Origin of the sequence: Hwanghaeella sp. (assembly GCF_965227365.1) — a bacterium.
In the GTDB taxonomy this organism is placed as follows: Bacteria; Pseudomonadota; Alphaproteobacteria; order UBA8366; family Aestuariispiraceae; genus Hwanghaeella.
This window is the reverse complement of sequence record NZ_OZ245754.1, coordinates 1,593,022-1,615,767: the sequence shown is the minus strand read 5'-3', so window position 1 is coordinate 1,615,767 and position 22,746 is coordinate 1,593,022. Positions and strand designations below refer to the sequence as shown.

The window sequence follows — 22,746 nt, the reverse complement described above, 5'->3', positions numbered from 1 at the left end:
ATACACGCGGAACAAGGGGGAATAACGGATGTCTATCGATCTATACACCTGGACCACGCCGAACGGCCGCAAGGTTTCCATCGCGCTGGAGGAAATGGGCCTGGAATACACCTGCCATTCGATCAATATCGGCCAGGACGAGCAATTTGCCCCGGACTTTCTGAAGATCAGCCCGAACAACAAGATCCCGGCCATCGTCGACAACGACAACGGCATGGCGCTGATGGAATCCGGCGCCATCCTGCTGTATCTGGCGAAGAAGACGGGTAAGTTCATCCCGCAGGACGAAGAGGGCTATTTCCGCTGCGTCGAATGGCTGATGTGGCAGATGGGCGGCGCCGGTCCGATGCTGGGTCAGGCCCACCACTTCCTGCATTTCAATCAGGGCAAGGCGCCCTATGCGGAAGAACGCTATGCCAAGGAAGCCAAGCGGCTCTACGGCGTGCTGGACAAGCGCCTGGCCGAGACCGGCGCCTATATGGCCGGCGCCGACTACACCATCGCCGACATGGCGACCTGGCCCTGGATCTCCCGCTTCGAATGGCAGCAGATCGACCTGAACGAGTTTCCGAACGTGAAGCGCTGGTATATCGACATCGCGAACCGTCCCGCGACCAAGCGCGGCTACGACCAGCCGAAATTCGTCGCCGACATTCCGATGCCCGCGTAATCGGCGGCATTCAGGACATATCGGATTTGGCGGGGGCGGTCATTCGACCGCCCCCTGCTTTTTCAGCGCCGCGAAAATGCCGTCGATCCACCCCACCACCGCGTCGATCCGGGCGCTGCGCCGGACATGCGGATGCACGACGAGCCAGACCTCGCGGCTGGTGACCGCATCGTCCAGCCGGGTCAGTCTCGTCTCATTCTCCCCCACGAAGACGGGCAGCAAGGTTCGTCCCAGCCCCGACAAGGCGGCCTGCAGGATCGGTTCGCCGTCATTCACCCGCAGGGGGCTGAGCGGCGCCTTGCCCTCCCGCGCGATCCATTTCGCCTGCGGGATGGCGGCGAAGCTTTCCTCATAGGTGATCCAGGGAAGATCCGCCCGCCCCGCGACCGCGGCGAGGGCATAGGGCGCATAGAGGATGGCGCCCAGCCGGCGGGCGATCATGCCGTCCTCCGTCGGCCGGGCCAGGCGCAGGGCGATATCCGCCTCGCGCCGGGTCACGCTAAGGGTCGCGGGCTCGGCAATCAGATCCAGTTCGATATCGGGATAACGCGCGAACAAGGCCCCGGCCCGCGGGGCGAGCAGCCGGTTCGACAGGGTCGGCACGCTGGTCAGGCGCACCAGACCGCCGGGCTTGGTGTCGCGACCGGCGACGTCGCGTTCCAGCGCCGCCAGTTCGACCTCGGCCCGTTCGGCGCGGGAGATCACTTCCTCCCCCGCCGCGGTCGGGATGAGGCGCCCCTCGCGGCGGTCGAAAAGCCGGGCGTCGAGCCCTTCCTCCAGCGCCGCCAGACGGCGGGTGACGGTGGTCTGGTCGACGCCCAGGCTACGGCCCGCCGCGCTCAAGGTCCCCTCCCGCACGATGGCCAGGACGACCCGCAAATCGTTCCAATTTATCATTCTGCATTTTTGCGGCGGGCTGGCGAATTTATCCAGATGGTTTCGGCATTAATGCAGAACTAAACTCCGCACCAAGAAACCCGAGTTCAGGAGGAAAACATGACCGACCGGCCCAAGACCCTGCTGCAGATGGCGGGCGCCGACCCGACCCCCGCCGCTTTGAGCGCGGCCACGATGGTCGTGATCGACGCCCAGCGCGTCTATTCCGACGGTCCCCTGGTGCTGACCGGGGTCGGTCCCGCCGCGGAGGAAATCGCCGGGCTTTTGACGCGCGCCCGCGCGGCCGGCACGCCCATCGTCCATGTCCGCCATGTCGGTCCCGACGGCAGCCCCTTCGGCAAGGACGGCAACGGCTTCAAATACATGCAACAGGCCGAACCCGAGGACGGCGAGGCGCAGATCGAGAAGAAACTGCCGAATTCCTTTGCCGGAACGGATCTGGACGAGGTCCTGAAGGGGATCGGCCGCAAGACGCTGATCATCACGGGCTTCATGAGCCATATGTGCGTCAGCGCCACGGCCCGTTCCGCCCTGGATCACGGCTACGGCGCGACCGTCGTTGCCTCCGCGGTCGCCACACGGCCGCTGCCCAGCGCGACCGGCGACGGCACGATAGCGGCAGAAACGGTCCATGAGGTCGCGATGACGGAATTGTCCGACCGCTTTGCGATCATCGCGAAGTCGACCGCCGATATCCCCGACTGACGCCGGGGAGGATGCTTCCCGTTACAGGCCGAGGCTGAGGGAGAACATGTAGCGCGGGTTCTCGTCATTCTGCCCGGTGGGACGGCGGGTCATCGGCTTGGCGATCTGAAGGTCCGTGTTGAGACCATAGGCGCTGAGCCGCACGCCGCCGCCGGCCGAGGCCAGCGATTCCCAATCGCTTTGGAAATTGTCGCGGAACACGGTGCCGACATCGTAGAAGCCGTAGAACTGGATCTGGTTCATGAAGTCGACATATTGGCCCAGATCCACCCGCGCTTCGGCCAGACCGGCGACGCCGCCCTCGCCCTCAAGTTCGCCGAAGTCGTAGGCCCGCCCGAAAGCACCGCCGCCGAGGGAGAATTCCTCGGAGGTCAGCAACGGCGCGTCCGACCATTGCGCCTTGCCCGCCAGTTCGAAACTGAACATCTGCCCCAATCGCTGTACGCGGCGGCCGAAGAACTCGATCTTGGTAAAATCCGTCTCCGCGTCGTTGCGCGACAGCGTGCCGTCATTGGTCTTGGAGGAGTTCAGGATTTCCAGCCCGCGGCTCGCCTCCAACTGCAGGAAATGATCCCCGCTCCAGCGGTTGATGCCGAGATACCGCAGCCCGGCCCGTAGCACGCGGGTCCTGTCCTCGAAATTGTCATTGCCGCGCTGATTCTCACGCAGGTGGAGGACATCGAAACTGCCCGTCACCCAGATGCTGTGCTTGGATCCGCGCAGCAGGGGATGGAAGACATCCAGCGTCGCGCTGCGACTTTTCGATTCCAGGTCCAGTTCCCGGTCGCCGCCGCCAGCGTCGGTTTCCGTCGCCGACAGAGTCGCCGTCATCGAGGTACCGGCCGTTCCGATCGGCTGGGTCCAGGCGAATTCGCCATACAGCACTTCGGCCGGTTCCAGCGGGTTGGTGAAGAAACCAAGTTGAAGGCGTTCGTTCAGGCCCAGAACATCATTGGCGCCGACCGAGGTCCAGCTTTCCAGCCGGCCGCTTTCCGGCGTACCGCGATTGTCCAGATAGGTGTAGAAATCATAGGCGTCATAGCCGAGCGTGACCTGCAGCACATAGGCGCCGGGCACCTCCCCTTCCACCACGTTCGATTTCGCCACCCAATAGCCCGGCAGGTCCCCGGTCAGGTACAGCGCGCGTTCCATCGTCGACAAACGCGTCGGCCGTTCGGCCAGCAAATCGCCGAAATAGGTCTGAAAATGCGCCGGATCGAGCCCCTCACCCTGGATATCCACCTCAGCGATATAGCCTTCGACAACGTCGATGATCAGCACGCCGGAGGCAACCTCCTGCGGTCTCACCTCTGCCCGGCTGAAGACATAGCCTTCCTGCTTGTAAAGGTCGGTAATCGCCTTTGCCACACGGTCGATATCGGCCGAGGTCACCTGGCGAGCGATAAGATCGGTATAGAACTCGGAGAAACGGGAGGGTTCGAAGACCGAGCTTCCTTCAACGACCACGCCGCCCAGAATGAAGGATACACCGTCATCCGGCGCTTCCTCTTCGGGTTCGGCAGCCGCCTCGGTTTCGGTTTCGATTTCCTGTTCCCGTTCGGGACGCGCGGGTTTCGCTTCCTCGATCTGCCGTTTGATCTGCACAGGGTCGAAAGAATCCGCACGCTGCGCAAAAACCGACCCTGCGTTTGAAACAACCAACAACATGGCGGCGCCTGCCAGGCAGACCGCCTTATTTTTGAACTCTCGCAAGGGAGTTCCCCTCCAACCGTTTAAATCCCGGGCCCGCCGCGATTGTAATCCCAATCCCCCAACTAAACCACGGCAAGTGATCGTCAAATCATGATGCAACAGTGATTTACGATATATTAATTTCCCTATGCAATCGTTCATTCCGGTAATTGATATTTGGGGAGGTCGGCCCGGTTCAAAAATTTTCGCGGAAACATCCCGGCCTTTGCGGCAATTTTCCAGCAAATTTTAGGTAAATTGGAACATGAACTGCTGGATCAGGTTTTGCTGATAAACTATTCAAAGAGCCGGGCAGGTTTCCAGTAAAATGGAATGGGGCGAAGATCGTCAGTTTCTTTTGAGGAAGCCGTAAAATGAATTCAGGTAACTTTTCCATGCCGCACCGCCTCTTTTCGGCGAGTGCGGACGTCATCCGGTTCGTTTCCATCCTTCTTGTCGCATTGTTCGTGACCACGGCCGCGCAAGCCGGGTCCGAATGGACCGTGACCGCGATCGAGGGGGACGCCAAGATCATCAAGGAAGGCATTCAATCGGTCGCGTTGAGCCCCGGTGACGCCTTGTCGGAAGGCGACCGCGTCGTGACCGGAGAGACCGGCCGCGCCATCCTGACCCGCGAAGGCTCGACCATTGTTGTCGCCCCGGGGACGGAAATGTCCATTCCCGTGGAAAACACGGGCGGCCTGGCGACGCGCATCCTTCAAAAAGTCGGGACGCTTTTCCTGAACGTGGAAAAGAAGAAAACCGAACATTTTGAAGTGGTGACGCCCTATCTCGCCGCCGTGGTCAAAGGAACCAGCTTCACGGTCAATGTCGACCGGACCGGTGCCGCCGTGCATGTCATGGAAGGCCTGGTACAGGTCGCGGACGCAGTCACGGGCCAGGCGGTCTTCGTCCGCCCCGGTCAGACCGCGACCCGCAATTCGGCGGCCGCCGGACTTGACCTGAAAGGTAAGAAAGCTGCCGCCCCCGGCCAGGAGAAAAAGGCCGAGAGCACGGATACGGCTGCACTGGGAACCGAAAACGACAATGCCGGTGGGAACGGCAATGGCCAAGGGGCAGAGAAAAGCGCAAAGAAATCCGAGACAGCCACGGAAGCCAGCAACGGCAACGCAGGCGGCAATGGCAATGGCAACGCGGGCAGCAATGGCAACGCCGGCGGAAATGGAAATGGTAACGGCAAAAGCATCGGCCAGACTTTGGGCGTCGTCACCATCGATGTCGCCGTTGTGACCAGTTCGCTTCCCGGCAGCACCGCGGGCCAAGCCAACCGTTCGTCCAACAGCAATGCCGGTGGCAATGGCAATGGCAATTCAAGTGCCAACAGCTCGAGCAACGCAGGCGGCAATGGCAACGGCAACGGTAATGCCGGTGGGAATGGTAACGGCAACGGGGCCGGATCCACGGTGTCCAGCCTTGGCAATGGCGTTGGAAACGGTGTCGGTGGCGGCGCGAACAACGGCAACGGCAATGGTGTCGGCGGCGGCGTAGGTAACGGTGTTGGCGGCGGTGTCGGCGGCGGCGTAGGTAACGGTGTCGGCGGCGGCGTAGGTAACGGTGTTGGCGGCGGTGTCGGCGGCGGCGTAGGTAACGGTGTCGGCGGCGGCGTAGGTAACGGTGTTGGCGGCGGTGTCGGCGGCGGCGTAGGTAACGGTGTCGGCGGCGGCGTAGGTAACGGTGTTGGCGGCGGTGTCGGCGGCGGTGTCGGCGGCGGTGTCGGCGGCCTGGGCAACAACGGCAACGGCGGCGGCAACGGTAATGGCGGCGGCAACGGCAATGGTAATGGGAATGGGAATGGCTAACCCTTCCCGTCGAAACTGACGGCGGGCGGACGATGGGGGAGATCGGCCGTCCTACTCAAACAACGTCCCGGACGACGATAGTCTCGCGTCTGGGACGTTTGCTTGCCGAATACCCGCATGTTCTGCTGGCCCTTATTGTCGGGGCCTTGTTCCTGTCGAGCACCCTTCGCCCGTTCGACAGGATGCTTTTCGATCTGCGCATGGAGACGATTACGCGGCCGGTAACCGGCAGTCTGGTGATGGTGGAAATCGATCCGCTATCCATCGAGGAAATCGGCGTCTGGCCCTGGCCGCGTGATATCTACGCCAATGTCCTGAAAAGGCTGGCCCAAGCCGGGGCGACAGAAATCGCCGTCGATATCGATTTCTCGTCGCGATCCAACCGGTCCACCGACGACGTTCTGGCCAAGACATTACAGGAACTGGGACAGTTGGTGATTCTGCCGGTTTTCCGGCAGCAGGCCCGGCCGGGCGCCGCATCCTCGGACATACATGACACGTCCCCGCACCTCGATTTCAAAGCCGCCGTGCAGCTTGGCAGTGTCACGATCTTCCCCGAAAGCGACGGGTTGGTCCGGAACCTGATGACGACCCATGAATGGGACGGAAAAACGATTCCGGCCTTCGTGACCCTGCTGGCAGGCCCAAAAACCTTGGGCGTTTCGGAATTCGCAATCGATTACGGCATCAATCACAACACCCTGCCGCGCTACTCCGTTGCCGATCTATTGCGCGGACGCATCCCCCTGAACGAATTCAAGGGAAAGAAGGTCATCATCGGCGGGACGGCGACCGAATTGGGGGACCAGCATGCGGTTCCGGTTTTCAGGTCCCTGCCCGGCCCGGTCATTCAGGCCGTCGCCTATGAATCGCTGATCCAGAACCGCGCCCTGCAGGAATTGCGGCCGGAAGCGATCCTGGCATTTGTCCTGATCGTCGCGATGATATTCGGCAAGAGACTGGCAAAATGGAACTGGCAATGGGCCGGTTTAGCGCTGGTCGTTTCTATTTCCGCGACGGAAGCATTGGCCTATGGACTACAGGCATTCTACCCCTTGCTGCTGCCGACAGTTTCCATTGACCTTGTTCTGTTTCTTTGCTTCCTGTGGGGATTGTTGGCCTCTTTGGAACAAAAGGCCGCGGATCTCTTCCGCCACGCGATGATGCTGATGCATCGCGGCGGGGTGATCGACCGCGTCCTGGAGGACAGTTTCGACGGCATCGTCGTGACCGATTCGATCGGCCGCATCGAACGCGTCAATAAGGAAGCCTCGCGTTTGCTGGGAACCGGCGCCCAAGCCATGACGGGCAAACCCATGGCGGCGTTCCTGCCCGAAGTCGAAGCGATGGAAACGGAACTGACCCAACGGGAAAGGCAGGGCCAGGAATCGCGTTTCGTCGGACCGCGTGAGGTCTCCATAACCACCGCATCCGGCATCCCGTTGGTACTGGAGGTGATCGTCGGACGGTTCGTCATTCAGCCCACCGACAGCCGCTGGGAGCGCCGGACCAACACCCGCAATATTTTCAGTTACACATTCCGCGACGTCACCGCGCGCAGCGAACTGGCGGAAAAGGAACGCGAGGCGCTGGAAGCCGCCGTTGCCGCAAGCCGCGCCAAGACCGAGTTCCTTGCGAATATGAGCCACGAGCTGCGCACGCCGCTGAACGCGATCATCGGTTTCTCCGAAGTCGTCCACGGCGAGCTGCTCGGGCCGATCGAACCGAAATACAAGGAATACCTTGAAAACATCCGCGACAGCGGCAAGCACCTGCTGTCGGTGATCAACAACATCCTCGATGTATCGAAGATCGAGTCCGGCAGTTTCGAACTGCGGGACGATCTGGTCGACCTGCGACAGGTGCTGGACGCGTGTTTCACGCTTTGCCGCGGTTGGCCTGAATCGGCTGACCGCGACATTACGATGGACCTGCCTGAGGAATGTCCGAACCTGTTCGCTGACGAACGCCTGCTGAAACAGATGGTCGTCAATCTGTTGTCCAATTCAGTGAAGTATTCCGAGCCCGGCGACAGCGTGCTCATCACCGTCGCCGACGAGGATGACGGGGCCGTCGCCATCGTCGTCCGCGACACCGGCATCGGCATGAAACCGGACGTCATCTCGAAATTGACCGAACCCTTCTATCAGGTGGATTCGACATTGTCGCGCACCCGCGAAGGGACCGGCCTGGGCCTGTCGCTCGTTTCCGCCTATGCGGATGCCCATTCCGCGGAACTTGTCGTGACCAGCGAATTCGGGGAATGGACGGAGGTTCGCCTGGTCTTCGGCGTTGACCGGGTGATCGGCCGAGACCGAATGGCAAAGATCGACGGGCCCCACTCCACGCCCGTGATTTGGGCGCCCGAGACGGCGGAAGAACAGGAAGAGGACGTCCTGGTCGAAATCGAGACCGAGAAACACGATACCGCGCCGGCCGACATGCGCCGCCGCCGGGAAACGATTCACTAAACGCGCGCCCTTAGCGCCTCTCGTACTGCCTGTCGCCGAACAGAATGGTTTTGGCGTCGTCCGTGATCGTATGTTTACGCCGCTTTTCCTTCAGGACCGCCATGCCGCGCTGAACCGCCGGCCGCGCCGCCAATTCATCGAACCAACGCAGGAAATTCGGGAACCCGGATCTGTCGACCCCCTGATAGTGCGAAAACTTCATCCAGGGCCAGACCGCCATATCCGCGATCGTGTAATCATCACCGCCGATATAGCGGCTTTCCGCCAACCGTCGGTCAACCACGCCGTATAGACGCGCGGCCTCGTTCGAATACCGGTTCCGCGCATAGTCGTTTCCGTCCGGCGCATATTGTTGGAAATGCTGCGCCTGTCCCAGCATCGGTCCGATACTGGCCATCTGGAACATCACCCATTGAAGCACCGCGTATCGCCCGCGCGCATCAGAGGGCATGAACCGGCCGAACTTTTCCGCCAGATAGATCATGATCGCGCCGGATTCGAAAAGCGATATGGGCTCACCGTCCGGCCCGTCGCTGTCGACAAGGGCGGGCATCTTGTTGTTCGGGCTGATCTTCAGAAAGGCCGGATCGAACTGATCACCCGTCACGATGTCGACCGGAATGACGGTATAGGGAACACCCAGTTCCTCCAGCAGGATATGCACCTTGTGCCCGTTCGGCGTCGGCCATGTGTAAAGATCGATACTCACGAAACCCTCTTCCTTGCAGCGTACAGGCCCACGGGACAGCCGCCCTGAGATTTGGCGCGTCGTAGACATAGAAAAACCGACCGCCCCTGTCATTGCACGGTCAATGCGGAGCGTGTAGTGCGGCGGAGGGGTTGGCAACCGCGTTGCCATTTCAAAACCGCGCCCACATCAACGCCCGCAACGATCAGAGACGGGCCGAGATAATCCGAGAGGGGTCCACCCATGACGATGATAGCGGAAGATACCGGCACCGATCCGCGCAAGGCCACCTGGTGGGTGATCGGCGGGATGACCTTGATCGCGCCGGGGTCCGGCTTGATGGCGACCTTCACGCCGACGCGGCTGAAACTGCTCGACTTCAGCGAGGGCGAGGTCGGCATGGTGGTCACGGGCTTCAGCATCGGTTTGCTGCTGGGCTGTTTCTTTGCCGGCCCCCTGGTGCGCCGTGTCGGCCATATCCGGGCCCTGGCCTTCTTCTGCAGTCTGGCCGGGCTGAGCATCCTGGCCATGAGCGCCGAGCCGTCCCTGCCCCTTTGGACCGTGGCCCGCGTGGCGACCGGTTTCAGTTCCACGGCGATCTTCGTCGCCGCGCAAAGCTGGTTGAACGAGATTTCGCCCTCGGACCAACGGGGCCGCGTGATGTCGATCTTCTATGTTCTCTACATCATCGGCATCGGCCTAGGCTCGTTGATCATGAGCCGCCTGAACCTGGACATGGCGACGGCCTTCATCCTGGGGGCGGGTTTCTACATGACCGCCATCATCCCCTTCGCCTTCACCCCCGCCCCGACGCCGCCGCCGCCGGAGCGCGCCGGTATCGACCTGCGGGCGGCTTTCGAGATCTCGCCGCTGGGCGTCGTTGCCTCCGCCGCCGCCGGGGCGCTGACCATGAGCTTTTACGGCATCGGTCCCGTCTATGCATTGCTGGAAGGCTTCGACAAGGAACAGGTCGGCCTGCTGATGGCCGCAGCGCCGCTCGGGAATATCGTGCTGCAATTGCCCATGGGCTTGCTGTCCGACAAGCTGGACCGGCGCCGTGTCCTCGTCGTCGCGGCGCTGGTCGCCGGTGCGGCGGCGTTGATGGTCGGTCTGCTGGACCTGCGGGCAACCGGCGGACTGGTACTGGTGATCCTTGCCTTCATGCTCTTGGCGGGCTCGATGGAAACGCTCTATTCCGTCGGGTCGGCGCATGCCAACGATCATGCCGCGCCGGGACAGCATGTATCCCTCGCCGCCACGCTTCTGCTGGCCTGGAGCGTGGGGGCGATCGCCGGCCCCGCCGTCGGCAGCGCCTTGCTGGGGAATTTCCAACCAGGCTCGCTGTTCCTGCTGTTCGCGGGCACCGCCGGATCCTTCGTGCTGTACACCCTGTGGCGGATGACACGGCGGCCGACACCGCCGCAGGAAGCGCAGGAGGACTTTGTCGCGGTCTCCGCCACCGCACCGATCCAGGCCCATCCGGAAGCCTATGTGGAGGAGATGGCGGAAATGATGGAAGAGGCGGAAATCGCCGCATCGGAGGCACAGCCGAAGGAAAATGATGATTCTCCGCGCTGATCCGGCGTATCATCTTTCGGCTCGTATTGAACGAGGCCCGCAAGGAAGGAGGATCCTGCGATGGTATTCACCTTGGCCAATATGCCCGAAGACAAACTGGCGGCCCTGCGGTCGCTGGAAACCGAAATCGGCGCCCCCCTGCTGGCGATGGCGCAGGTCGACGTCACCCCGGCAAGATTGGACCGGGAACGCCTGGCGCGTATCGAACAGCTGGAACGGGAATTGGGGGTCGTGCTGGTTGCCGTGCAAACCGGCGAGGAATCCGAAGACACGCCCCGACGCCGACGGTCACGAACCGGATAACAAGATTTGAAGGGATATGACCGGGACCGGTGCGGACCGGCCCCGTTTCATTGCGTTCATTCGGCGGCGAGAAGTTCCGGATAGGGCATGTCGCCGTGCTGTTGGGTCTGTGACGACCTGGGCAGCATCTGGGCTTCCAGGACCACCATGATTGCGTCGACCTTGGCGCCGATTTCGTTGAAATACCCTTCCTCGTTCAATCCTTCCGCGGTGAGCAGTTCCGCCAGCAGCGCGTAAACCTCATGCAGTTCGGATTCCGTCAGCGTCAGCAGGCAGAAATCACCGTCGGGTACGTTCTTGGCCCGATGGAACTGCGCGCGCAGCAAGGGGTCGATCGTGCATCCAAGGAGCAAGTCCACTTCATCTACCGTCAGAAAAAAATTCTTTTGCACCGTAACCTCAATCATCTGCGTAGCCTCCGTCCCATCCGAATCCGGACCTGCACCCCTCAAGCTGGAAGATTGTGGAATTCGTTGGCCAAGGCGACTCTTATCGCTTCGGATAAGAACAACATTCTTATCGCTGTTTCCTAAAATTCCACGCATTCGCGGTTGCCGGTTGCGTGACTCCCGCACTACCCGGCTCCGCATCCCGGACCATCGATGAAACAGCCAATATTTACAGAGGCTTGCACCGGAACCGCTTTCGCTTCACTCTCCGCCGGGGAGGTATCATGGTGATGGACGACGCGGCGCGACGGGCACGAAAATCACGGCGGCGGGCAAGCCCGGCGGCGGCGAAACCGGAACGGCGGATCGACTACCGCCGGCTTCACAACCCTTTCAGTCCACAACCGGCCTTCAGCGACGATCAGATCGCGGAAATGCACACCACGGCGCTGCGCATCCTGGAAGAATTGGGGATCAAGGTCCTGCTGCCGGAGGCCCGCGACATCTACCGCCGCGCTGGCGCCCTGGTTGACGACGAGACCGAGATGGTGCGCCTGGGTCGGGAGGTCGTGGAAAGCGCACTCGCATCCGCGCCGAAAAGCTTCCGACTGCGCGGCGCGGTGCCGGACCGCGACCAGGTGATGGAACTGGGCGCATTGTCCTTCCAGGCCGGGGCCGGCTGTCCCCACGCGACCGACCGGGAACGCGGCCGGCGTCCGGGCTCGCTCGAGGATTTCTTGGACACGGTGAAACTGGTTCAGGGCTTCGACGTTCTGCATACGATCGGCCCGACGGTGGAACCGCAGGACGTGCCGATCCACCTCCGCCACTATGCCATGACCCGCGGCGGCCTGACCTTGAGCGACAAACCCTGTTTCCTCTATGCCCGCGGCACGCCGCAGGTGGAGGACGGGATGGAGATGATCCGCCTGATGCGCGGATTGGACCGGGACGCGTTCCTGGCCGATGCCTGGACCTATACGATCATCAACACGAACTCGCCGCGCACGCTCGACATTCCGATGGCGCAGGGGCTGATCGATTTCGCCAAGGCAGGACAGATGTCGATCGTCACCCCTTTCTGCCTGGCCGGGGCCATGGCGCCGATCACGGTGGCCGGTGCGATCACCCTGCAGCATGCCGAAGCGCTTGCCGCCATCGCGCTGGCCCAACTGGTCCGGCCCGGCGCGCCGGTGATGTATGGCAGTTTCAGTTCCAACGTGGACATGAAATCCGGCTCCCCCGCCTTCGGCACGCCGGAACATGTGACCGCGACGCTCGGGTCCGGGCAATTGGCGCGGCTGATCGGCCTACCCTGGCGCGCGGCCGCCGCCAGCGCCGCCAATGTGGCCGACGCCCAGGCCTCGACGGAGACGGTGATGAGCCTGTGGGCCTGCCTGATGGCGGGCGCCACCCATGTGGTGCATTCGGCCGGTTGGCTCGAAGGCGGGCTTACCTTCTCCTTCGAGAAGATGATGATCGATCTGGAAGCGGTGCAGACCCTGGCGGAGCTTTGCACCCCGCCCCCCGGCACGACGGAGGACATCGGATTCGACGCCATCGCCGCGGTGGCGCCCGGCGGCCATTTCTTTGCCGGCGACCACACGATGAGCCGGTATCAGACCGCCTTTTACGAACCGCTGGTCGCGGACTGGTCGAATTTCGGCACCTGGTCGGAGGCCGGCGCCAGAACGGCGGATCAACGCGCCACCGATCTGTGGAAACAGAAGCTGGCCGACTATGCCCCGCCGGCACACGATCCCGCCCGGATCGAGGCGCTGGATGCCTTCATCGCCCGACGCACCGAGCAAGGCGGCGCCGCCCCGGTGAGCTGACGCGCCAGGATCAGCGCCCCGACCAGAACTAAAATGTTCAATTAATCGAACCTTACACTGCTTACGTTCAGTTTAATGGGCGCCGCCTTGAAAAAAGTGACCGTTCGCATTACTTTGTTCATTATATTAATCATCAGGCTTTAAAAGCTTAATTAATTGAACACCATAACCAGACGATGAAACGCAAGAGAACTTATTCCCGCCGTACGCGCCAGGCCCTGTCGATCCTGGGCAACCTCATCCGCCTCGGCCGGATCGAGCGCGGCATGACGGCCCAGGACCTGGCGGAGCGTGCCGGGATCAGCCGCACCACGCTTTACAGCATCGAAAAGGGCGCGCCGGGGCCGGAGATCGGAACCGTTTTCGAACTGGCGGCCATCGTCGGCGTGCCTTTGTTCGAACCGGATGCCCGGACGCTGGCGGTGCAGGACAGGAGGCTGTCCGAAAAACTGACGCTGATGCCGCAAAGCGTCCGCCGGGCGAAAGGCGAGGTGATCGATGACTTCTGAGGCGCAGGCACCGACCGAGGTCTATGTCTGGACCTGGCTGCCCGGGGAGACCGATCCCGTCGTCGCCGGCCGGCTGACGGCGGAAGGCTCGCGGCTGGTCTTCAACTATGGCAGCAGCTATCGCGGCCGGCCGAACGCCATCCCGCTCTACGAACCCGAACTGCCGCTGCAGGCGGGCAGGATCGAGCCGCTGGACGGGTTGTCGATGGCAAGCTGCATCCGCGACGGGTCCCCCGATGCCTGGGGGCGGCGCGTCATCATCAACCGCATGACGGGCATGAAACCGGATGCCCGGGACGTGCCCGATCTGGGAGAGCTCACCTTCCTGCTGCAATCGGGCTCGGACCGGATCGGCGCGCTCGACTTCCAGGCCTCGCCGACGGAATACGTCCCCCGGCTCACCGCCGCGGCGGAGTTGGAGGAACTGCTGGACGCGGCCGATCATATCGAGCGGGGATTGCCGATCACCCCGGCCCTGGACCAGGCGCTCAACCACGGCACCTCGATCGGCGGCGCCAGACCCAAAGCGCTGATCGATGCGGATGACAGGAAATTCATCGCCAAGTTTTCGTCGGGCGTCGACCTGTACAGTGTCGTGAAGGCCGAATTCATCGCCATGCGGCTGGCCGCGCGTTGCGGATTGGACGTCGCCCCCGTCGCCCTCACCCATGCCGCCGGCAAGGATGTGCTGTTGATCGAGCGCTTCGACCGGGACAAGAGCGGCGACGGCTGGGCCCGCCGATCCATGGTCTCGGCGTTGACCCTGTTCGGCATGGACGAGATGATGGCGCGATATGCCTCCTACGAGGATCTGGCAGAAATCGTCCGGCACCGCTTCTCGAACCCGAAACGGACCCTGCGGGAACTTTTCGGCCGGATCTGCTTCAACATCCTGTGCGGCAATACAGACGACCATGCGCGCAACCACGCGGCCTTCTGGGACGGCCGCATGCTGTCCCTGACCCCGGCCTATGACATCTGTCCGCAGGGCCGCACCGGTAATATCGCGACCCAGGCCATGCTGATAAAGGGAGAGGACCGGTCCAGCACCCTGGAAACCTGCCTCTCCGCCGCCGCCGACTATCAGTTGAGCGAGGCCGAGGCCCTCGCCGTGATCGAAACCCAGATCACGACGATCGCGGAACACTGGGCCGAGACCTGCGCCGAAGCGGAAGTCAGCCCGGTCGATCAGGCCCTGTTCGCCGGCCGGCAATTCCTGAACAGCTATTGCATGGCCGGCCTGGAAGAGCGCCACAAATCCCTGCGCGATGTCTTCACCCAGGCCGCAGCGACAATCCAGGACGGCGCCGCCTGATCATCGGGCCACACGAAAGCGCTTGACCTTCCCGTTGGGGGAAGCCCCACATCTGTAGCCATGAAACGGCTGATCGGCACCATCATCTGCGTCTTCGCCATCGGCATCGCCGTGCTTTCGGCGGCGCAGGGCATGAGCCACGACCATGGGGCGAAACCCATGGCGATGGCCGGCAGCAGCCATGGCGACATGCACGACGCCGATCACCAAGGGACCGACAATCCAGGCACCGGGCATTGCGAGATGCTGCCCGGCCATTGCAGCGTCATCGCCCCGGATTTCGGCCTGACCGGCGCCGCTGTCTCCTATAACCCGACCGACGGTATCGGGCTGGTCAACGACCGCCGCAAGGCGAAGCATCGGCCCAAAACGGAACTGCGTCCTCCGAGAGTCTGAACCTCGACACCATAGGCGCGCACTCTGCGCGCGAACCACAGTCAGTTCAGATTTCAGGAGTTTTCCATGAAAGCCAAAAGCATCCTTCTGGCGGCCGCGATGGCCGTCACCCTTCCCTTGTCCGCGGTCACAGTTCCGGCCTTGGCGGCCGGAGAACACGGCGGCGGTCACGGCGCCGGACCGCACGGCGCCCCCGGCAATCCGGGCGACGTCTCCCGCACCATCGAAGTGACCATGTTCGACAATTATTACGAACCCGAGTCCCTGGACATCGAGGAAGGGGAGACCGTGCGTTTCGTCGTCACCAACAAAGGCGAGTTCGTGCATGAATTCAGCATCGCCACGCCGGGGATGCACAAGGACCACGCGCCGGAAATGATGATGATGATGGAGCACGGCGTGTTGGAGCCGGACCGCATCAACCATGAAGCGGCCAAGCATATGCAAGCGACCATGGGCCATGGCATGCATGAGGAAGGTAACAGCATCCTTCTGGAACCCGGCAAGACCGGCGAGATCATCTGGAAATTCCCCGATCACGCCGCGCTGGAATTCGCCTGCAACGTTCCCGGTCACTATGACGCCGGGATGACGGGCAAGATCCGTCTGTCGCACTGATCCGGGAGCAAACAAGACCATGAAAGCTATGATCCTGGCCCGGGCGGCGACGCTCGGGCTGGGTCTCGCGACCACGGCGGCGGGAGCCGTCCAGGCCGGGACCTACAATCTGACCGTGGACGAAGTGACCATCGACACGGGCGACTTCAAGAAAACCGGCATCGGGTATAACGGGGCCTCCCCCGGCCCAGTGCTGCGGTTCAAGGAAGGCGAGGATGTCGTCATCAACGTGACGAACAACCTGTCGGAATCGACCTCGATCCACTGGCATGGGCTGATCCTGCCCTATCAGCAGGACGGCGTGCCGAAGATCAGCTATCCGGGCATCGCCCCCGGTGAGACCTTCACCTACCGCTTCCCGATCGTTCAGTCCGGCACCTATTGGTTCCACAGCCATAGCGGCTTTCAGGAACCGGACGGCGCCTATGGCGCGATCGTGATCGAACCGAAGGACCGGGAGCCGTTCCGCTACGACCGTGAATATGTCGTGCAACTGACCGACGCCCACCCGCATTCCGGCAATCGCGTGATGCGGAACCTGAAACTCTCGCCGGACTACTACAACCGCAAGCAACGGACCTTCGGCGACTTCCTGTCGGATGCCAGCGAAATGGGGTTCGACGCGGCACTTGCCGACCGCAAGGCCTGGGGCGAAATGCGGATGATGCCGACCGATATCGAGGACGTTCAGGGTTTCACGCCCCTGATCAACGGCAAGGGGCCGGAACAGAACTGGACCGGTCTGTTCAAGCCGGGTGAGCGGGTCCGCCTGCGCTTCATCAACTCCTCCGCCATGACCTATTTCGACATCCGCATACCGGGCCTGAAAATGACCGTCGTGCAGGCGGACGGGAACAATGTGCTGCCCGTCACCGTGGACGAATTCCGGATCGCCGTGGCGGAAACCTATGACGTCATCGTCCGACCAGAGGAGGACAAGGCCTACACCGTCTTCGCCGAATCCATGGGCCGCACCGCCTATGCCCGCGGCACGCTGGCGCCGCGGGAAGGCATGGAAGCAGAGGTACCTGCCCTGCGCGAAGACCCACTGTTGACCATGGCGGATATGGGCATGGCCCATGAAGGTCATGGCGGCATGCAGGGCATGGACCACAGCCGGATGTCTTCTGGCACACACACCATGGCCGACGGCAGCACGATGGCGGGCATGTCCCACGGCGCCATGCAGGGCATGGACCACAGCCAGATGTCTTCTGGCAGCCACACGATGCCCGACGGCACGGTGATGCAAGGCATGGCCCACGGCGGCATGAAGGGGATGGATCATTCCGCGCATGGCGGCATGGCCATGGAAAAAGCCGATCCGTTCTATGCACCGGGCAGCGGGCTGGCCCCGAAAGCGGCAAACGGCGGGAAGTTCCTGTCCTATGCCGACCTGAAGGCCCATAAGCCGCTGTACGAGCATCGCGATGCGACCCGGGAAATCGAACTGCGCCTGACCGGCAACATGGAACGCTACATCTGGTCGATCAACGGCGTGAAATACAAGGACGCCGATCCGATCCGTCTGCAATACGGCGAGCGGGTGCGCTTTAAATTCGTCAACGAGACGATGATGACCCACCCCATGCATCTGCACGGCATGTGGTCGATCATTGATACCGGCAGCGGCAAGCGCAACCCGGTGAAGCACGTGGTCAGCGTGTCGCCCGGTACGACCGTCTTTATGGAAACCGAGGTCGACGCGCCCGGACAATGGGCCTTCCATTGCCATCTGTCCTACCACGCCGACAGCGGCATGTTCCGCAAGGTGATCGTCGAGGGCGGCCCGAAACAGGCCGCCGCGGAACACAGCATGAAGACGGGAGGGTGATCGCATGCGGAAACACATCGCCACATCCGCCGCGGCCGCTCTGACGGTACTGCTTCCCCTGTTTCCGGCCCAGGCCGAACAGCTGATCTGGGGAGTCCAGGCGGAACAGTTCGAATACCGTATCAGCAACGATGCCGAGGTCGCCGCCTGGGATGTCGACGGGGTGATCGGCACCGACGAATTCAAACTTCGCTATATCGGCGAGGGCGAATACGTCGATGACAAGGAGGATACGCTCGAGGTTTTCGAGAACCGCCTCGTCGGCCAGATCCCGATCTCCGACTTCTTCGACGCCAAGGCGGGGGTTCGCCTGGACGCGCCGGACGGGCCTGACCGCTGGTACGGCGTCCTCGGCATCCAGGGCCTCGCGCCGCAATGGTTCGAGGTCGACCTGGACCTGTTCGTCAGCGAGAACGGAGATACAAGCGCCAGGATCGATGCGGAATACGAGGCCTTGCTGACGAACTATGTCACGCTGATCCCCAGTATCGAACTGGACCTGCCTTTCAGCGACGACGAGGAAATCGGCATCGGTGCCTTCGGACCGAAACTGGAGGTCGGCGCGCGCCTCAGCTACGACCTCGTGGACCGAACCGTCTCGCCCTATATCGGTGTTCACTACGAACGCGTCTTCGGCAAGACGGCGGACTTCAAGACCGAGGAAGGCGAAGAGAAGGACGAGCTTTATTTCGTCATCGGCTCGCGTTTCATGTTCTGACGCGGCCAATTGGGTGGAATGGCGGGGCCGATGACATGCGATCGGCCCCGCTCTCTTCCGAACCATGATAGACTCGGCCGGCGAGCCGGCATGGAGTAATGCGACAATGATGATGGAAACGGGCCAGCATGGTTTCATGGTCTGGATGCTGGTGCCGGTGCTGCTGGTCGTCCTGGCCGCCGGGTTTCTCGGCTATCAACTCAGGCCGGCACCCAAATCCGCGCTCGAAAGGCTGCAGCCCGGTAACCGCTTTCGCATCGACGAAAACCCCGCCGACCTCCCTTCATCCACAGAGCCGGAAGACCTGCTGATCGTGATCCCCGATATCAGCGGCTATACGCGCTTCATGTCGCTCTCCAAACTGGGCCTCGCCCATGCCCATTACGTGATCGCGCAACTGCTTGCCGCGGTGCTGAAAGCGGGCAGTGTCACCTTTCGTCCAATGCGTCTGGAAGGAGACGCCGTGGTTTTCTACGCAAGCGTTTCGAAGACCGGTCCGGTGGATGTCGGGCGTGCCCTCATGGAAATCATGCAGGCCTTCGATACCCGACAGGATAGTTTGATCCGCGAAAACGCCTGTCCCTGCCAAGCCTGTACGGCAATTGGCGAACTAGACTTGAAGATCATTGTCCATCACGGCGAGGTGCTGCGGTTCAGCATGGGCGGGATGGAGGATCTTTCCGGCGAAGCCATCATCACCGCGCATAGACTGCTGAAAAACGGGGTCGGGCAACCGCGCTATATTCTGGTGACCGAAGGCACCTCCCCCTTTGTCGATTTCCAAAAAGACCTGCAGCAACGACGACTTACAGAAGAATTGGACAGCAGCGGCACGATAAATGCCACCGCCTATGACATTCCTCGAACGGCCCCGCTTGCGCATGGTGATCTATTGTCCGTTCCGAACCTGCCCGCGCGGGCGAAGGACCTGGTGAGAAAACTCAGTATCGCTTTCTGAGGAACACTATTATTGCAATTGCGAATTATTCGCGATAATGAGCCCGGAGCGGTCCCGCCCCGCCCGGAGTATTCAGCGTGCCCCCCATATTTGTCGTCATGCTCATCGCCGTGTGTGAGCCGGACCTCCTTCATTGCGCTCCGATTGAAACCTGGAACGATGTTTGGAAATCGGTAGAGGACTGTAACCGGGCCAAAGCCGGGATCACACGGGAAGTCGAAGCAGATCTCGGCGGCGCCAAGGTCGTGATGGGAAAATGTCGTCTCTATCTGGACGAGCATCGGCGGTTAGGGGACTCCATGATCGCAGAGCATCCTGAACCGTCCAGACATTTACTTTTCTGAGACCCTGGAACCAGACCGGCAGCAAGCTCTCGCTCAACCATTGACCCGCCAACCGATCATGGGGCCACCATGCATTTCTCCGCCAATTCTTCTCAAAATCGCCCAAATGACGCATCGGTCTGTGCGGCGTGCAGGCTCTAACCCTTCGACGAGATAAACCGGCGAGGCGTCTGGGATACCGGGTTGACGATGGCGGGCGTCAGATAGGGATACAGCAGCAAGTCCTGCTCAAACTCCGTATAGCCCGCACCGGCCGGCAGGGTCGGGTAATTATGGTCGACCATGCCCCCCAGCGGCACCACCGGTTCCTGGTCGGGATTCGAAAAATCGGGCCAGGAAACGGTCTGGAAGGAGAAGCCGGTCGTCTCTATTCCCAGAATAAAGTCGATGCCGGCCGCCGCCGCTGCGTCATAGACCCGCCGCAACCATGCCGCCTTCTGGGACGGCAAGTCCCTGACCCTGACGCCGGCCTATGATATCTGCCCGCAGGGCCGCACCGGCAATGTCGCCACCCAGGCCATGCTGCTCAAGGGACAGGACCGTTCCAGCACGCTGGAAGCCTGCCTGAACGCGGCGACGGACTATCAATTGGGAGAGGCCGAGGCGATCGCCATCGTGGAACAACAGATCGCGGCCATCGCCGAAAACTGGGCCGAGGTTTGCCGACTGGCGGATGTCAGCCCTGTCGACCGCGCCCTCTTCGCCAGCCGCCAGTTCCTGAACGGCTATTGCCTAAGCGGGATCGAAGACCGTCACGTGGGTCTGCGAGATGTATTCATGCAAGCGGTTTCGCAGATTCAGGCCTAGCCGTTCTGAAGTGTGACGCTGCGGATCGGTCTATTTTCGCTCATTTCTTTTTGGCCTTTTTCTTACGAAAATCTGACTTGTATAGATTCGTGAGTCGACGCATCAATTCCGTCCCTCGAGCTACGGTATCGCCATCTGACTTTGCAGAAAGTGAGCTGTAAACTCTGGATACGCGGCGAGCCGACTCTTTAAAGACCGATACGTCGATATTTTTCGGGTCGGGAATGCTGAGTGCGATTTTTGCTGCGGGTGGCGAGACCATTTTACAGAGTGTTCTCGTGACACCAGAAGCGACATAAAATTTGACATTCTTTATATCGCCGCCACTCATTCCTTCGCTCTCCAAAAAGCGCTCTGTCGCAGCAACAATTTGAACGCACGTCAGATAAATCGGCAATGGGTACTTCCCTTCACCGAACAGCAGGCTATATCGATCGTCTTTTTTTTAGTAATCACCTGGTCTCGCCCGAGCGTCGTTGGGACGTTGCAAAAGGACTGTTAGGACCGCTTGTGTCACTGCGTTGACACTAATGATCTTTGAAACAGGTTTTCCTTGGTCCCGGTAGAAGCCTTTTCGTCTGTCGTAGTAGAGACCGACTTTTTTGAATACTTCTTCAATGTCACGATGTATTTGATCCGTCATGCGCAACTGGGCGGGCAGCATGCGATTCTGGCTATTGGTAGCCCTAATAACCTTGTCTCGAACATCTGCATCGCTCGTCTCAATAACACGTACAAGGACAGAGCGGTCGTCAGCTTCGTCGTCGTCGTCGCTAAAATGGTCAAATATCTCTCTGGAGGTCTGCAATCCGTTGACAATCTGTGGGTCTTGAACGTCCACCCTAAGGTGCCCAGCAGGCGTTGCTTTTGGCGTTATGATAGTTATTCCATTGTTGAGAAGCCAAAAATTGGGCTTTTGAGATTCTTCATCCAGCGACGCACGTATCTGCGTGTTCACCCCGACATTCTGCTGATAACCACGAACGTTCGATTCAAAAATGGACTCGGTGAGGTCTCCGTTTTCATCTTTGAGAAACTCATAATATTTCTTCAAATTAACCAGACCTACGGTACCATCCTTTGCTGCCATTGGCGTTTCTGACCAGTTAAGCTTTCGACTCTTTGGTGGTCTCTTTTGCACCTGATCCCAAAGCTGCTCTGCACCTACAAAGTGGTACTCGGACTCTGCCTTAATGTGAGACTTGGTCTTTTCTAGAACGCGATTACTAGCGTCAACGGCATATGGGTCAGGAGAAACATCATCACCTGTTATATAGTAGTAATCGATACTATTTTCCGGGAAACTTCCTGATACCTTCAAGTAAGTTTCCTTCCAAGTGCGCATAATCCGGACAACATTTTCATTGTATCGGACTCCAAAGCTGTCCGCTGGCTTCGATAGATCAAAAAAATCGTCTGTGAATTGTATCCCTTTTTCTATTTCCGTCGGCTGAAATCCACCGCTCTCTTTCACCTGCATAAAAATCAATCGAATCCGAGACACATTTTTGGCGTCAAACTCTACGGTCTCATCGATAACTTGACGCTGATTAGCGATTAAAAAAATTGCGTCGTATCCGCCATCGTTTCCGCCATCCACGATGCCGGACAGTATCTCCTCATCATCCAGCATGTACGGTTTCACGAATTGCTCGACACAATAATAGAGCCACGGATCAACATTTATTCCAGCGACCCTAACCTTCCATGCTTCGAAATTGGCCTTAAGTACAATTGCATCGTTGGTAGACATTGTCCGCCACCTCCATTAGCCAGATACAGAATGGCTCTTTCGGACGTGTTCAGACAAGGAAATAATACCCGCTTAGGTCGCGCGGCGCGGAACGTCGCCATAGCGATTTTTCCCTCGAAACCGGAACGGCCGCGCCCGACCTTTTTCAAGGCATCCGTCGTCGCATTGTCGCTGTGATTGCAATTGACGCTCCATAGAATGAATGCGGCCAACACTGGGGCTACGTCCCGCCCCTTGTCTAACAACGTGTAAAGAAAGCTGCCCCAGCTTTCCGGATCACGGGTTATGGACACCAAACCGTTCCAATCTAACCACTCCGACCGCTGGTCCAGAATATCGGTGGAAATCCCCTTCCAACCATTCTCAGCACTTGCGAAAAGATGCGCGCGCCCTTTATCGCCATGTGGAGGACCACGAGCAGCGTCCTTTGATCCCCGAAATCGGAC

General features: G+C 60.6%; 22 protein-coding genes. 15 read left to right on the top strand and 7 right to left on the bottom strand.

What is annotated here, in order from left to right:
• Nucleotides 1-28: 28 nt before the first annotated feature.
• Nucleotides 29-670 (top strand): glutathione S-transferase N-terminal domain-containing protein, encoded by a 642-nt coding sequence (locus ACQK2G_RS07150; RefSeq protein ID WP_425404339.1) that lies wholly within the window; start codon nucleotides 29-31, stop codon nucleotides 668-670.
• A gap of 39 nt (nucleotides 671-709) precedes the next feature.
• Here ACQK2G_RS07150 and ACQK2G_RS07145 read toward each other — a convergent pair whose 3' ends face one another.
• A complete protein-coding gene (locus tag ACQK2G_RS07145) occupies nucleotides 710-1,567 on the bottom strand; it encodes a LysR family transcriptional regulator (RefSeq protein WP_425404338.1) in 858 nt (285 codons plus the stop codon).
• Nucleotides 1,568-1,666: 99 nt separating this feature from the next.
• On the opposite strand from ACQK2G_RS07145, the gene ACQK2G_RS07140 reads away from it, so the two are divergent.
• Complete coding sequence (locus tag ACQK2G_RS07140; protein WP_425404337.1) at nucleotides 1,667-2,272, top strand: cysteine hydrolase family protein; 606 nt, start codon at nucleotides 1,667-1,669, stop codon at nucleotides 2,270-2,272.
• A gap of 21 nt (nucleotides 2,273-2,293) precedes the next feature.
• Here the strand turns inward: ACQK2G_RS07140 and ACQK2G_RS07135 are convergent, their stop codons facing one another.
• Nucleotides 2,294-3,985, bottom strand: a complete 1,692-nt coding sequence (locus ACQK2G_RS07135; RefSeq protein ID WP_425404336.1) for a ShlB/FhaC/HecB family hemolysin secretion/activation protein — start codon at nucleotides 3,983-3,985, stop codon at nucleotides 2,294-2,296.
• Nucleotides 3,986-4,338: 353 nt separating this feature from the next.
• Here ACQK2G_RS07135 and ACQK2G_RS07130 point away from each other — a divergent pair, with 353 nt between their 5' ends.
• Entirely contained in the window at nucleotides 4,339-5,784 is a 1,446-nt protein-coding gene (locus ACQK2G_RS07130; RefSeq protein ID WP_425404335.1) for a FecR family protein, read from the top strand.
• A gap of 32 nt (nucleotides 5,785-5,816) precedes the next feature.
• Nucleotides 5,817-8,255 (top strand): CHASE2 domain-containing protein, encoded by a 2,439-nt coding sequence (locus ACQK2G_RS07125; RefSeq protein ID WP_425404334.1) that lies wholly within the window; start codon nucleotides 5,817-5,819, stop codon nucleotides 8,253-8,255.
• A 10-nt stretch (nucleotides 8,256-8,265) separates the two neighbouring features.
• Here the strand turns inward: ACQK2G_RS07125 and ACQK2G_RS07120 are convergent, their stop codons facing one another.
• Complete coding sequence (locus tag ACQK2G_RS07120; protein WP_425404333.1) at nucleotides 8,266-8,964, bottom strand: glutathione S-transferase N-terminal domain-containing protein; 699 nt, start codon at nucleotides 8,962-8,964, stop codon at nucleotides 8,266-8,268.
• Nucleotides 8,965-9,186: 222 nt separating this feature from the next.
• Between ACQK2G_RS07120 and ACQK2G_RS07115 the strand changes: the two genes are divergently transcribed.
• Nucleotides 9,187-10,521, top strand: coding sequence for an MFS transporter (locus ACQK2G_RS07115; RefSeq protein WP_425404332.1), 1,335 nt, complete (start codon nucleotides 9,187-9,189; stop codon nucleotides 10,519-10,521).
• Nucleotides 10,522-10,581: 60 nt separating this feature from the next.
• Nucleotides 10,582-10,824, top strand: coding sequence for a hypothetical protein (locus ACQK2G_RS07110; RefSeq protein ID WP_425404331.1), 243 nt, complete (start codon nucleotides 10,582-10,584; stop codon nucleotides 10,822-10,824).
• 56 nt (nucleotides 10,825-10,880) lie between these two features.
• On the opposite strand, the gene ACQK2G_RS07105 is transcribed toward ACQK2G_RS07110, so the two are convergent.
• Complete coding sequence (locus ACQK2G_RS07105) at nucleotides 10,881-11,231, bottom strand: hypothetical protein (RefSeq protein WP_425404330.1); 351 nt, start codon at nucleotides 11,229-11,231, stop codon at nucleotides 10,881-10,883.
• 266 nt (nucleotides 11,232-11,497) lie between these two features.
• Between ACQK2G_RS07105 and ACQK2G_RS07100 the strand changes: the two genes are divergently transcribed.
• The 8 genes from ACQK2G_RS07100 (at nucleotide 11,498) to ACQK2G_RS07065 (ending at nucleotide 19,396) form a co-directional block, all read left to right on the top strand.
• Nucleotides 11,498-13,048 (top strand): trimethylamine methyltransferase family protein, encoded by a 1,551-nt coding sequence (locus tag ACQK2G_RS07100; RefSeq protein ID WP_425404329.1) that lies wholly within the window; start codon nucleotides 11,498-11,500, stop codon nucleotides 13,046-13,048.
• A gap of 176 nt (nucleotides 13,049-13,224) precedes the next feature.
• Nucleotides 13,225-13,557, top strand: a complete 333-nt coding sequence (locus ACQK2G_RS07095) for a helix-turn-helix transcriptional regulator (RefSeq protein ID WP_425404328.1) — start codon at nucleotides 13,225-13,227, stop codon at nucleotides 13,555-13,557.
• A complete protein-coding gene (locus ACQK2G_RS07090) occupies nucleotides 13,547-14,872 on the top strand; it encodes a type II toxin-antitoxin system HipA family toxin (protein ID WP_425404327.1) in 1,326 nt (441 codons plus the stop codon). The genes ACQK2G_RS07095 and ACQK2G_RS07090 overlap by 11 nt, the downstream gene beginning before the upstream one ends.
• A 60-nt stretch (nucleotides 14,873-14,932) precedes the next feature.
• Nucleotides 14,933-15,268 (top strand): hypothetical protein, encoded by a 336-nt coding sequence (locus ACQK2G_RS07085; RefSeq protein ID WP_425404326.1) that lies wholly within the window; start codon nucleotides 14,933-14,935, stop codon nucleotides 15,266-15,268.
• A gap of 66 nt (nucleotides 15,269-15,334) precedes the next feature.
• The gene (locus ACQK2G_RS07080) at nucleotides 15,335-15,886 is read left to right on the top strand and encodes a cupredoxin domain-containing protein (protein WP_425404325.1); all 552 of its coding nucleotides are present in this window, start codon (nucleotides 15,335-15,337) and stop codon (nucleotides 15,884-15,886) included.
• A gap of 19 nt (nucleotides 15,887-15,905) precedes the next feature.
• Nucleotides 15,906-17,720, top strand: coding sequence for a copper resistance system multicopper oxidase (locus ACQK2G_RS07075; protein ID WP_425404324.1), 1,815 nt, complete (start codon nucleotides 15,906-15,908; stop codon nucleotides 17,718-17,720).
• A gap of 4 nt (nucleotides 17,721-17,724) precedes the next feature.
• Nucleotides 17,725-18,438, top strand: a complete 714-nt coding sequence (locus ACQK2G_RS07070; protein ID WP_425404323.1) for a copper resistance protein B — start codon at nucleotides 17,725-17,727, stop codon at nucleotides 18,436-18,438.
• Between the two features lie 106 nt (nucleotides 18,439-18,544).
• Nucleotides 18,545-19,396 carry a DUF2652 domain-containing protein gene (locus tag ACQK2G_RS07065; RefSeq protein WP_425404322.1) on the top strand — a complete coding sequence of 284 codons (852 nt, stop codon included), beginning with the start codon at nucleotides 18,545-18,547 and terminating at the stop codon, nucleotides 19,394-19,396.
• A 481-nt stretch (nucleotides 19,397-19,877) separates the two neighbouring features.
• On the opposite strand, the gene ACQK2G_RS07060 is transcribed toward ACQK2G_RS07065, so the two are convergent.
• Nucleotides 19,878-20,189 (bottom strand): hypothetical protein, encoded by a 312-nt coding sequence (locus ACQK2G_RS07060; protein WP_425404321.1) that lies wholly within the window; start codon nucleotides 20,187-20,189, stop codon nucleotides 19,878-19,880.
• 4 nt (nucleotides 20,190-20,193) lie between these two features.
• Here ACQK2G_RS07060 and ACQK2G_RS07055 point away from each other — a divergent pair, with 4 nt between their 5' ends.
• A complete protein-coding gene (locus ACQK2G_RS07055; protein WP_425407622.1) occupies nucleotides 20,194-20,547 on the top strand; it encodes a hypothetical protein in 354 nt (117 codons plus the stop codon).
• 40 nt (nucleotides 20,548-20,587) lie between these two features.
• On the opposite strand, the gene ACQK2G_RS07050 is transcribed toward ACQK2G_RS07055, so the two are convergent.
• Both ACQK2G_RS07050 and ACQK2G_RS07045 read right to left on the bottom strand, forming a co-directional pair.
• Nucleotides 20,588-20,944 carry a hypothetical protein gene (locus tag ACQK2G_RS07050; protein WP_425404320.1) on the bottom strand — a complete coding sequence of 119 codons (357 nt, stop codon included), beginning with the start codon at nucleotides 20,942-20,944 and terminating at the stop codon, nucleotides 20,588-20,590.
• Between the two features lie 48 nt (nucleotides 20,945-20,992).
• Nucleotides 20,993-22,300 (bottom strand): AIPR family protein, encoded by a 1,308-nt coding sequence (locus ACQK2G_RS07045; RefSeq protein WP_425404319.1) that lies wholly within the window; start codon nucleotides 22,298-22,300, stop codon nucleotides 20,993-20,995.
• Between the last annotated feature and the right edge of the window lie 446 nt (nucleotides 22,301-22,746).